A 12,171-nucleotide genomic window follows, 5' to 3' on the forward strand; every position below is an offset into this window, starting at 1 on the left:
ATAAAAAAAGGAGGCTTTCGCCTCCTCTTCAGCTCAAATCATAATTATTCAATTATGATTCTGACTTTGCTGCCTCAGCTGGCGCTGCCGCAGGAGCCGCCTTAGCTTTTGCAGCGGCTTTTTTGGCCGGAGCCTTCTTAGCTGCTACTTTTTTTGCAGGTGCTTTTTTAGCTACGGCTTTCTTAGCAACTGCTTTCTTAGCAGGCGCCGTCTTAGCTGGTGCTTTTTTGGCGACTGCCTTTTTAGCAACAGCCTTTTTAGCTGCTACTTTCTTAGCTGGTGCTTTTTTAGCTACCGCTTTCTTGGCCGCTGCCTTCTTAACAGGTGCTTTTGCACTAACTTTAGCTACTGCTGCAACCTTTGGATCGCTAATTTTTGCGCCCAACTGTTTAACAGCCTGCTTGTGCTTAGCAACTAGCTTTTTCTCAATTGTTGCAAGCTTGAGTTTATTAGCTGCTAAACGCTTTTTCTTAAAGCGCTGTTCGAACAATTTCACTGCTTTTGCTAGATCAGCGTCTGCTTTGCTGGCCAGCGCAGTAGAACGCTCTTCAATTTTTTGCTTAACCGCAATTTCAGAAGCCTTAATACGCGCCAAGGCCTTTGCATTGGCAACAGCTGCTTTAGTATCAGCAACTTTAGCGCGGCTTACTTTCAATTTAGCGTTTAACTTTTCGGCAGCAGCAGCCGCACGCTTAACCGCATTTTTGTCGGCAACGCGGGCAGTCTTTTTAGCTTTTGCACGCGCTTCGTCAACTTTCGATTTTGCAGCGGCAAGTGCTTTACGCTCATTCGCCACCATCGCCTCAACCTTTTTCAAACCTTCTTCTGCTTTAGTCACAATCGGGTTTGTTAAGATTACATTTTTAGCTCGCGGCTTACGCTTAGCGGGCACTTTTTTTACACTCGTTTTGCTGGCTGGCATCATTTATTCTCCTAGACGATGACGATGCTGATATTTACGATGGTAAAAATAGCACATAAAATAACCAACGCAAAAAAAAGTCTTTTAATTAACGCCTTTTTCTTAATATTTATCCAAAATTTACGTTTTTTTCTTCTAAAAAAGGCCTGCAAAGAGAAATCATGAGGTTTTGATGATTTTCTCCGTCATTTAAACAGGGAATATAACGGAAGGCTTCGCCCCCCTTTTCTAAGAAAAATTCGTGGGCTTCACCGTCAATTTCTTCAAGCGTTTCTAAACACTCGACAGCAAAAGCTGGGCAGATAACATCCAAGGTTTTAGTGCCTGTTTCGGCGAGGCCAATTACTGTTTTATCTGTATAAGGCTGCAACCATTCGGCCTTACCTAAACGCGACTGGTAAGATAAAATCCATTCTGATTTATTCAAACCAAGTTTTAACGCTAAAGCCTCCGCTGTTTTCTCACAGTGGTGTTGATATGGATCACCTAAGTCGACATTGCGTTTTGGAATACCGTGAAAAGACATAAGTAATAATTCGCCACGACCATTCTCAGACCAATGCTGTCGAACGCTGTTCGCCAAGCTTGCAATGTATTCAGGGTGATCGTAATAGCTTTTCAGCCACCCCCACTGGGGAATATTTCTGCGCTTAGCAAACACTTTGCAGATTTGATCGTGTGCTGCTGCTGTCGTCGTTGCGGAATACTGAGGATATAGGGGTAAGAAAAACAAACGTTCGCACCCTGCCAAAAGAAGTTCATCTATAGCTGCAGAAATACTAACTTCGCCATAGCTCATTGCCAAACGGGTATGAATCTTAGAATCGGGATAGTTTCCAGCTAATTTCTTTGCAACGCCGTCGATTAAGCGCTCGGAGAAAAAACGTAGTGGCGAAATATCATTCATCCACACCTGCTTGTAGTTACGCGCTACCCTTGGAGACCGGAAGGGCAATATAATTAAATAAAGTATCAAGACCCAAATTGCTCTTGGCACCTCAACCACTCTACGATCTGACAAAAATTCGCGTAAAAACTTTCTCACCGCACCGCTTGTTGGCGATTCGGGGGTGCCCAAATTAATAAACACAATGCCTACTGACTTCATCTCAAATCCGCTACCGTTTTATCTGTCTACGAATTATGCGCAATATTCGACTAATTTAAACAAAAAAGGCACCCGAAGGTGCCTTTTTAATATTTGCGCAGTTTTTAAGAATCAAGAGCGTCAAGTACCCGACGAGTAATCTCGGCAACGCTCCCCACTCCCTCAATACGGGAATATTGTGGTGCGTTCTCGCCCTCTAAACTTCCGTAAAAAGAAACCAAAGGCTTAGTTTGCTCATGGTAAACATTGAGACGATTGCGAACTGTATCTTCGTGATCATCTTCACGCTGTATCAGTTTCTCACCGGTAACGTCGTCAACACCCTCTTGCTTAGGTGGGTTATATACAATGTGGTAGGTGCGTCCTGAACCTTCATGACTGCGGCGACCACTCATGCGGGTTACGATTTCTTCGTCTGCAACGGCAATTTCTATCACTTTGTCGATAACAACGCCGGCACTAATCAGGGCTTCAGCCTGAGGAATAGTGCGAGGAAAGCCGTCAAACAAGAAACCATTCTTACAATCTTCTTGAGTAATTCGTTCTTTGACGAGACCAATGATCGTTTCATCTGAAACCAAGCCACCGGAAGCCATTACTTCTTTTACCTGCAGTCCTAACGGCGAACCTGCTTTAACAGCCGCCCGCAACATATCCCCAGTAGAGATTTGCGGAATAGCGAATTTTTCAGAGATAAACTGAGCCTGAGTGCCTTTACCTGCCCCAGGTGGCCCTAATAATATAACGCGCATAGCGGGAAACTCCCCAAAAGGTTACGAAATAATAGCCTGCAGCGTAGGGGCCGCCGCAGCAAAAGCGCACAACGATACACAGCAATCGCCCGCCACACAAGACTTAGAGCCCCTCTAACCACCACAAGTCGCCGTCAAATCAGATAAATCAGCACTATTTATTGCAATGATAATCGCAATCACCATGCCAAGATCTGATTATGCGCCGGCAAAATACAAACACACGCACAACATTGCTAAAACTTAAAGCCACATATAAGAAAGCCCGCCGCAAAACCAAAGAGTTCCATACGAATTGTAAATATTATTTACGTCGATAACGCTGGCACATGAGGCTTTTGGGTAGGTATTATTTCGTTGTGGGCGGCTTTTTCTTTTCGCCTCAAGATGACAGGAACCTTAAATTATGAAAGTTCGAGAATTGTTATCACTCTGGGAACAAACTGCTAGTGGCACACTGACAGAAGACAGTTACGAGGTTCGCCTCTCTATTAAGGACGCTGCCAGACTTAACGCGCTTGCCGAGCTTTATCCACGCCGCAACGTCGAAGAGCTTATCACTGATCTCATGACCGCAGCACTCGACGAGATGGAAAGCGTTATGCCCTACCGCCAAGGCTCAAAGGTAGTGGCATTTGATGAGCTAGGCGACCCACTCTACGAAGATATAGGCCCTACGCCACGCTATCTGTCGTTGACAGAAAAACATTTAAACCGCTACAAGCGATTAGATAAGCACTAAATACGGCAGACGGCGGCGCTGGGGGTGCAACGCAAATTAAAGCCCTGCCGCCTTTGCTTCATTCCAAAACAGATCTAATTGTTGGTCTGCAGGTTCGCTTTCCCCTGAGATACCTAACTCTTTACAACGGCTTTCAACAAACCTAAAACGACCTTCAAACTTTCGACACGCATGTCGAGTCACCGCTTCTGCATCAAGACCAAGATGTCGACTGAGGTTAACCGCAGAAAATAGAACATCCCCCATCTCATCTGCAATCGCCGCTGACTCCCCGATGGCGATGGCTTCTTCCAATTCCTCCAGCTCATCCCGCAATGCAATAACAACCTGCGACAACTCACGCCAATCAAAACCAATCTGAGCAGCGCGCTTTTGCAACTTGCTTGCGCGGGTCAGTGCTGGCAGGGCCTGTGGCACGTCATCTAAAACGCTAGGCTGAGACTTTTGCAGGCGCTCGCCCTGCTTAATGTCCTCCCAGCGCGTTTTAATAGCAGCGTCGTCCGGCGCTGCAAACTCTCTACGAGACTCAAGGGTTCCGGCGGGAAATACATGAGGGTGGCGACGCAATAGCTTCTCAACAATGTCATTTACTACATTTGAAAAATCAAATTGGCCCTGTTCAGACGCCAACTGGCTGTAAAAAATCACTTGAAATAGCACGTCGCCAAGCTCTTGCTGAATCTGAGAACTATCGCCCTGCTCAATCGCATCCACCAGCTCATACACTTCCTCTAGGGTATGAGGAATAACGCTGAGCGACGTTTGCTTCAGATCCCAAGGGCAACCCGTTTCTGGGTCTCGTAAACGCGCCATTAAATATTGTAAGTCTGCGATGGTGTAGCTCACCCTTATGCCTCCCGAATTCGCTTTACAGCAACCACATTCGGCAAACCATTGAGCCGACTAAGCACATCAGACAGTGTCGCCAAATCGCGAATTTCCAACTTGATCTTCATTGTCGCCATATGATTTGCGGTATCTGTAATCGTATTTAGCGATATTACGTTAACCTTCTCGGTGGCGAGTTGCTGAGTAATATCACGAAGCAAACCTTGGCGGTCGTAGGCCTCTAGCTCAATATCAACGGGGTAGGTATCTATCTTCGCGTCTGCCCAATCCACGGTAATAATTCGCTGCGGCTCGACACTCTGAAGTTGTAGTAATTTACTACAATCTTGGCGATGCACACTCACACCACGACCTACAGTGATATAGCCCGCTATGGCCTCACCCGGCAGAGGCTTACAGCAGCGCGCAAAGTACGTCATTAAATTACCGACACCACTTATGCGGATCTGACTACCATCATTGCTCTTAGTACTTGCTGGCCGTAAGCGCAATATTGACTGGCCGCTGTCATCATCTCGCCCGGCGATATTATGTGCCGCACGAATAAGCTGCGACATGCTAATTTCACCCGCGCCTACTGACGCATACATATCATCAACACTGGCGCAATTCATCTGATCGGCAAGATATTTGTAATCAATACTATTTAAAGCGAGACGTTTAAATTCCTTATCGAGTAACGCGCGGCCAGCAATAATGTTGTCTTCTTTTGCCTGTAAACGAAACCAATGCTGGACCTTGGTTCGCGCACGCGAGGTTTTTAAATAGCCGAGATTACTTTGCAACCAATCGCGGCGTGGCTCACTTTCTTTACCAGTTAAAATTTCTACCCGCTCGCCGGTTTTCAAGGTATAGGTTAACGGCACAATTCGACCGTTAACCTTGGCGCCACGACAGCAATTCCCGACTTCGGTGTGAATATGGTAAGCAAAATCTAGCGGCGTTGCGCCATTCTGCAAATTCACCACATGACCATCTGGCGTGAATACGTATACACGATCCTGGGCACTGGTAAATTGCTCTGCAACGTCACTGCTGCTGCCACTTTCTTCATGCCAGTCTAGGACCTGACGCAACCACGCAATTTTTTCGTCGTAACTATTCGTGCTTTTCGCGCTGCGATCGGTACCTTTATACATCCAGTGTGAACAAACCCCGAACTCGGCCTCTTCATGCATTGTACTTGTACGAATTTGAATCTCTAATACTTTCCCTTCTGGGCCAATTACAGCGGTATGCAGTGATCTGTAACCATTATCTTTAGGATTGGCAATGTAGTCATCAAACTCATTGGGAATATTGCGCCACAGACCGTGAACCAAGCCTAAAGCGGCATAACAAGATTTGGTATCTGGTACCAAAACCCGCAGTGCGCGGATATCGTAAACCTGAGAAAAGCCGATGCCCTTACGCTGCATTTTCCGCCAAATACTGTAAATATGTTTGGCGCGCCCAGCGATATCTGCCTGAATATCGTCAGCTTTAAGTGCTTTATCAAGAATATCGATAGCGTCTTCAATGTAGTGCTGACGATCAAGGCGCTTTTCATCTAGCAGCTTAGCTATCTTTTTGTAGGCCAAAGGTTGCAGGTAACGAAAAGATAGATCCTCAAGCTCCCACTTAATATGACCAATACCTAGTCTATGCGCGAGCGGCGCATAGATATCGGCAACTTCACGGGCAACGCGATAACGTTTATCAGGTTTGTCTTTAATAGCGCGAATTGCTGAGGTTCGCTCTGCAAGTTTAATCAGCGCCACTCGAACGTCGTCAACCAAGGCCACCAACATTTTTCTAATGGTTTCGCTTTGCGCCTCAGATTGCCCGAGCACGGGTGCGTCAAGCTCTGCATTGACCTTAGAAATGGCGGCCATGCGCAACACGCCATCAACCAGCTTCGCTACCGACTTACCAAACTGCGCCTCTAGGTCTGTAATGGAAAATCTGTTTTCGCGAACTACACGGAAGAGCGTGGCGGCAATAAGGCTATCTTGATCGAGTTGGAGATCTGCCAGGATCTCAACCATTTCCAGTGCCGTGTAAAAACTATCGAAATTCTCATCATTGGTATAACTATCACTCGCAACCGCCGCGCTCTTTTCAGCAACTTCAAACGCCCGCTGCAACTCAGCAGTGCGAATGACCTGTGTATCTATTGGTAGCCGCGCTATCCAAGCAGCAATATCAACGTTTCCGCTTTCTAATCTCGGAAAGTCTTCCCTTACCTTAACCATCGCTACTTTCTCACTAGCAAATACATCTTAAAAATGTCATATCAACGTTACCCGCCTTAAGCGTCAAAAACGCCCGTTGATAAGTAGCGGTCACCGCGATCGCAAATAATGGCAACTATTACGGCGTTCTCAACTTCTTTGCTAATACGAAGCGCGCCAGCGACTGCACCACCTGAGGATACGCCACAAAAAATACCTTCCTGAGCAGCCAAAGCCCGCATTGTGGTCTCTGCACTGTGCTGATCCATATCAATAACACGGTCAACGTGAATTGCTTCATAGATACTAGGTAAGTACGCCTCCGGCCAGCGCCGAATACCAGGAATACTTGAGCAACCGTCCGGCTGCAGGCCAATTATTTCGATTGCCGCGTTTTGCTCTTTCAAATATTTAGACACCCCCATAATGGTGCCTGTCGTACCCATTGAGCTTACAAAGTGGGTAATACGACCGTCGCTTTGACGCCAAATTTCTGGTCCCGTTCCCTCGTAATGCGCTTGGGGGTTATCCGCGTTCGAAAATTGATCCAGCACCTTGCCCCTCCCCTCGGCCTGCATTTTTAAGGCGAGGTCTCTTGCCCCCTCCATACCAGACTCCTGCGAGACCTCGACGAGCTCAGCGCCATAAGCAGACATTGCCAATTTACGCTCAGCGCTCATATGGCTGGGCATAATCAATATCATTTTATAACCCTTTATTGCCGCCGCCATGGCCAATGCAATACCCGTATTGCCACTCGTTGCTTCTATCAGCGTATCGCCGGGAACAATATCGCCACGCTGCTCCGCACGCAGAATCATGCTCATGGCGGGACGATCTTTAACTGAGCCAGCGGGATTATTCCCCTCCAACTTGAGCAAAATAATATTGCTAGTATCCCCCCCTAATCGCTGCAAGCGCACCAATGGGGTATTACCAATAAATTGATCAATCGTTGGAAACTCATTCATAAGTACAGCCTGAACCTTTTATTTATCTGTCACCAAGACATTTTAACACTGCATCGGCTACGAAATAGACTTTCAAACCCACCCGCTGCCCCGCATGTCTTGTGGCAATGGCATGGCAGCGGCGGTGATTTTCGGTCATGATAATACCATCGCAACACTACAAGGCTCCACCAAGCAATGCGCGCGCGACCGGGAATAAGAAAATTGATTTTGATGATGGGCCTAATACCCATTCTCGCCCTGTCGCTGGCTCTCAGCGCGTATCTGATGTTTAGTCAGATTCACGAACTACGGAATCTGATGACAGAGCGCGCCAAAACCTCCAGCGAACAACTCGCCATCTTAGCTGAACATGTGATTAGCGACGGGCACGCAGACATTCTTGACCGCATTACCACTACCGCACTAGAAGAAACTGCCGTTAAAGCAATTGCTATCTATTCCGCAGATATGCAGCTAATTACTCAAGCCGGCCCAAAATCCAGCTTATCCCTCATACCAATAAGACCTGGTGAGCAAAATACGCGCCACCAAATCTTAAATGACGGATTGCTAATACTACAGCCAATCATTTCGCACTCGCTTAGCCCGCAAACGGCCTCACCCGTTATCGGCTGGGTCGCAATGCAATTCGATTGGCGCCATCTTAAAATCCATCAATATCAAACCCTTTTTGTTGGAACGGTGTTTTTAGTTATCGCATTTATTATGTGCGTAAGCCTCACCAGCTATATCAACCAATCACTTGCAACAGACCTTGCCACGCTGCGCCAAACCATACAAAAAATGGCGTCACGCACGCGTAATTTTCACGCGCACATTCCAGAAAATGATGAATTTAACGAAATAGCTGAAGAACTTAACCAACTGAACAATGCCCATCAATTAGAGTTACAAGAACTTCAACGTAGCATTGAACAGACTAATATTGATCTTCGCGAAACACTAGAAACCGTCGAGGTTCAAAATATCGAACTCGACCTAGCCCGTCGAGAAGCGCTAAATGCCAGCCGTATCAAATCGGAATTCTTAGCCAATACCAGTCACGAAATCCGCACCCCACTAAGTGGGATTATCGGATTTAGTAAAATATTATTAAAGTCTGAGCTGGAGCAACGCCAGCGCGAGGCCATCGAAACCATTCATAATTCCGCCAACAGCCTATTGACCATCATCAATGACATACTCGATTTTTCTAAATTAGAAGCTGGAAAACTGGTACTAGATAACGCCCCCGTTAACCTTCGCGAAGTTGTTGAAGACACAATGCAACTTCTCGCCCCCAGCGCAAATGAAAAGGAACTTGAACTCGTCTTACTCATTCAAGCGGGCACCCCCGAAACAGTGCTAACTGACGGTCTACGCCTTAAACAAATCCTTACCAATCTCGTCAATAACGCCATTAAGTTTACGCCTGCTGGCCATATTAAAATCACTATTTTAAGTGGTGATGTAAAAGGGAATGAAGCCAATATAACCATTCAAGTAAGTGATACGGGGATCGGCTTATCAAAAGAGCAGCAGCAAGGAATATTCAAAGACTTTAGTCAAGCCGATGCCTCAATTACCCGTCAGTACGGCGGAACCGGCCTCGGCTTAGTTATCGTCAAAGGAATAATAGAACAAATGGGAGGGGAAATTGGGATTGTAAGCGAACCCGGCCGCGGCGCTACATTCTGGTTTACTTTAAAGCTACCCATAAATAGCAATGCCATAAAACTTAGGGACTTCAGCCAACTAAAAAATAAATCACTCTCCTTATACGATCGCAGTGAAATCCACAGCCAAGCTATCACATCACTACTCTTATCATGGGGAATAGAAGTACAACATTGCACCCATATTAGCGATATAAAGCCTGCAGACTATTATATTATTTGCTGTGACAATACGGCCGAATTACCCTCTTTACTTGAGACACTAAATCGCTCAGCCGTTATTATCACTCCTTACAACAAGCAACAATGCGACAGCGAAGAACGAATTTACCTTAGTAAACCCTTCTCGCACATTAAATTATTCGACGCCCTTTCCAAGGGCTTACAGTGCAGTCCGTCGCCACAGTTAATCAACTTTTCTAATGCCAATATTTTAGCTGTTGATGATAACCCCTCCAATTTACATATTTTGGGGAATTTTTTAGCCGATATGGCAGTTCATGCCCACTTCGCTCAAAACGGCGCCGAAGCACTACAACAATGCCGTGAAAAACGCTTTGATTTAATTTTTATGGATATACAAATGCCACACATGGACGGCATAGAAACTAGCAGGCGGATTAGAAAAGATGGTTTAAATATCAGCACACCGATCATCGCATTATCTGCATACTTATCACCAGACAATCCAGCTCAACTGCGTGACGCGGGTATCAACGACTATTTCAGTAAACCCATATCTGAAGCACAACTTTCAAGTTTACTCAGCGAATATTTAAAGTTTGCACCAATAGCAACTAGTATCGAATGTCCGCGACCGGTCGATATCAACGAGTGCCTCCAATTAACAAAAGGCCGCTCCCAACTAGCTGCAGATATGCTTAATATGCTGCTAGATGACTTGCCACTACAGAAAAAAAATTTAGTGGACGCATTTCAAAATAATGATTTAGTGGAAATTGCTGCGCTTAACCACTTATTGAAGGGGGCGTGCTGCTATACCGGCACACCTCTACTAAAAAAGTGTGTACTTGAACTTGAACAACAATTAGAACAAGTAGAATCCTGTGAGAAGCAATTTTCAGCCGTAGTTTATGCGATTGACGACCTAATCGCGTGGCGGGACGAACATGATCTCAATGTAGTATTTGACTTATAAGTGGTGTGATTCATAGCCCTCGTTTCAATCTTGCCAACTTCAAATCCATCTTGTAGTTGGCATTTTGCATACGTTCATCAGACCAGTTGTAGCCCCCCACAACTTCATCAGAAAACGGGCTAAACGCCGACAACCGGGAAGTCTACTAGATCTTTAGGCCTACCGTGCAAATACCCTTGCGCATAATCGACACCCAAACTTTGTAATTGATCAAACACTTCCTGGCGCTCTACAAACTCGGCTATCGTGCGCTTACCTAGCACATGACTAATGTCGTTGATAGACCGCACCATTGCTTCGTGAACGGGGTTTTTATCCATATCATGTACAAACAAGCCGTCAATCTTTACAAAATCAACAGGCAATTCTTGTAAGTAACCAAAGGATGACATGCCCGTTCCAAAATCATCTAGTGCAAACTTTCCGCCTAGCTCATGTACTCGATGTATAAAGCGAGTCACCACAGCAAAATTGGTAATAGCTACTGTTTCTGTAATTTCAAAACAGATAATTTCTGGATTCACATTACCCCTGCGCAGGCAGCGGTACACAAACTCAAGAAAAGCTTCTTGGCACAAAGACTGGCCAGAAATATTAATAGAGTACATGACATTACTGGAGTTGAGATCAGAGTTTCTCTGCACGTAATTAAAGAAGCTCTTTATTACCCAGCGATCTATTTGCGGCATTAAACCAAATCGCTCTGCGGCCGGCATAAACTGCCCAGGCCTCAACATCTCGCCGTTGTAGCGCATACGGACAAGAATTTCGTTATAAATCGTGGTGCGATTATCCTCATCGACTAAGGGCAATATACGCTCTGTGACTAGGCAAAAATCATCCTCTGCCAAGGCTTTGTTGATCCGATGCACCCAATCCATATCGTCGTGTAAACGACTAAGTTTTTTATTATTGGTGTCATACATATGCACCCTGCCACGACCTTCCTCTTTTGCAGAATACATGGCCACATCGGCTTGACTCATAACCCGCTCACGATCTTGGGTATTCTCATCGATCAGCACCACACCAATACTTATCGATGCCTTATGGGAAATTCCACTCCACGAAAACGGCATACGCTTTACCGCCTTAATTAGGCGATTGGCAACGGAGCGCGCTTCAAAGCTGTCTATATTACTCAGCAGTACGCCAAATTCATCGCCGCCGAGACGACACAGCATATCACCAACAAAAAGCTCGCCATGAAGACACTCAGCGATGCTTTTTATCAAGTTATCACCGGCGCCATGACCACTTGTGTCGTTTATCAATTTGAATTGATCAATATCGATATATAACAAGGCATGTGTTCTAGAACTCGCCGACGCGTCATTCACGAGGTTTTCTAAGCGTCGCTCAAACTCCTGTCGCCCCATCAATTCCGTCAGCGGATCTAAATAATTTTTCGCACCAGCATGAGGATTGGCGACGCTACTCTTTTCGGCAATGGATAAGCTACGACCGACTATCGCGTCCTTATTATCGTAAATATTTGATACCGAAATCAGATAGCGATTGTCATTATTACAGGGAAGGATAAGATCAAAAATCGAAGCCGTCTCGTTGCTCTGAGCAAGTAAATCTGAAAATAGACGTTCACTTGATTCAACAATAAATGGCAAAAATTTACCTAAGCTAATACCCACCTTATACTCGCAATCGCCTAGTTCTATTGCTGCAGGATTGGCGTAGCTAAGACGCCCACTAGAGTCGACGCAAACAAGGGGCTGCCCTAGGCTATTTAATATCCATTCAGAATCAATGGCAGTCGTTTCAGTAATATCTGGCATTGGG

The 12,171-nt window shown here is 45.7% G+C and carries 9 protein-coding genes; 2 read left to right on the top strand and 7 right to left on the bottom strand.

Annotated elements, in window-relative coordinates; translation table 11 throughout:
• Positions 1 to 52 precede the first annotated feature (52 nt).
• From GVJ32_RS18175 to adk, 3 genes are all read right to left on the bottom strand, one after another.
• On the bottom strand, positions 53 to 655 hold the full coding sequence (locus GVJ32_RS18175; RefSeq protein ID WP_200841302.1) for a hypothetical protein: 603 nt from the start codon (positions 653 to 655) through the stop codon (positions 53 to 55).
• 376 nt (positions 656 to 1,031) lie between these two features.
• On the bottom strand, positions 1,032 to 2,030 hold the full coding sequence (gene hemH, locus GVJ32_RS02080; RefSeq protein ID WP_159238386.1) for a ferrochelatase: 999 nt from the start codon (positions 2,028 to 2,030) through the stop codon (positions 1,032 to 1,034).
• A 104-nt stretch (positions 2,031 to 2,134) separates the two neighbouring features.
• Entirely contained in the window at positions 2,135 to 2,782 is a 648-nt protein-coding gene (gene adk, locus GVJ32_RS02085; protein ID WP_159238387.1) for an adenylate kinase, read from the bottom strand.
• Between the two features lie 406 nt (positions 2,783 to 3,188).
• Between adk and GVJ32_RS02090 the strand changes: the two genes are divergently transcribed.
• Complete coding sequence (locus GVJ32_RS02090; protein WP_159238388.1) at positions 3,189 to 3,524, top strand: type 1 pili tip component; 336 nt, start codon at positions 3,189 to 3,191, stop codon at positions 3,522 to 3,524.
• Positions 3,525 to 3,560: 36 nt separating this feature from the next.
• Here GVJ32_RS02090 and mazG read toward each other — a convergent pair whose 3' ends face one another.
• From mazG to cysM, 3 genes are read right to left on the bottom strand one after another with little or no spacing between them, the layout of a single operon-like run.
• A complete protein-coding gene (mazG, locus tag GVJ32_RS02095; protein WP_159238389.1) occupies positions 3,561 to 4,370 on the bottom strand; it encodes a nucleoside triphosphate pyrophosphohydrolase in 810 nt (269 codons plus the stop codon).
• Positions 4,371 to 4,372: 2 nt separating this feature from the next.
• The gene (relA, locus tag GVJ32_RS02100) at positions 4,373 to 6,607 is read right to left on the bottom strand and encodes a GTP diphosphokinase (RefSeq protein ID WP_159238390.1); all 2,235 of its coding nucleotides are present in this window, start codon (positions 6,605 to 6,607) and stop codon (positions 4,373 to 4,375) included.
• Positions 6,608 to 6,663: 56 nt separating this feature from the next.
• Entirely contained in the window at positions 6,664 to 7,557 is an 894-nt protein-coding gene (gene cysM, locus GVJ32_RS02105; RefSeq protein ID WP_159238391.1) for a cysteine synthase CysM, read from the bottom strand.
• Positions 7,558 to 7,770: 213 nt separating this feature from the next.
• Here cysM and GVJ32_RS02110 point away from each other — a divergent pair, with 213 nt between their 5' ends.
• Positions 7,771 to 10,374, top strand: a complete 2,604-nt coding sequence (locus GVJ32_RS02110; protein ID WP_159238392.1) for an ATP-binding protein — start codon at positions 7,771 to 7,773, stop codon at positions 10,372 to 10,374.
• 119 nt (positions 10,375 to 10,493) lie between these two features.
• On the opposite strand, the gene GVJ32_RS02115 is transcribed toward GVJ32_RS02110, so the two are convergent.
• Complete coding sequence (locus GVJ32_RS02115) at positions 10,494 to 12,167, bottom strand: sensor domain-containing protein (protein WP_159238393.1); 1,674 nt, start codon at positions 12,165 to 12,167, stop codon at positions 10,494 to 10,496.
• Between the last annotated feature and the right edge of the window lie 4 nt (positions 12,168 to 12,171).

Origin of the sequence: Zhongshania aliphaticivorans, assembly GCF_902705855.1 — a bacterium.
GTDB classification, from domain to species: domain Bacteria; phylum Pseudomonadota; class Gammaproteobacteria; order Pseudomonadales; family Spongiibacteraceae; genus Spongiibacter; species Spongiibacter aliphaticivorans_B.

Coding starts and splice junctions, on each gene's coding strand:
- hemH (WP_159238386.1), bottom strand. CDS start 2,030: ATGAAGTCAGTAGGCATTGTGTTTATTAATTTGGGCACCCCCGAATCG.
- adk (WP_159238387.1), bottom strand. CDS start 2,782: ATGCGCGTTATATTATTAGGGCCACCTGGGGCAGGTAAAGGCACTCAG.
- GVJ32_RS02090 (WP_159238388.1), top strand. CDS start 3,189: ATGAAAGTTCGAGAATTGTTATCACTCTGGGAACAAACTGCTAGTGGC.
- relA (WP_159238390.1), bottom strand. CDS start 6,607: ATGGTTAAGGTAAGGGAAGACTTTCCGAGATTAGAAAGCGGAAACGTT.
- cysM (WP_159238391.1), bottom strand. CDS start 7,557: ATGAATGAGTTTCCAACGATTGATCAATTTATTGGTAATACCCCATTG.
- GVJ32_RS02110 (WP_159238392.1), top strand. CDS start 7,771: ATGATGGGCCTAATACCCATTCTCGCCCTGTCGCTGGCTCTCAGCGCG.
- GVJ32_RS02115 (WP_159238393.1), bottom strand. CDS start 12,167: ATGCCAGATATTACTGAAACGACTGCCATTGATTCTGAATGGATATTA.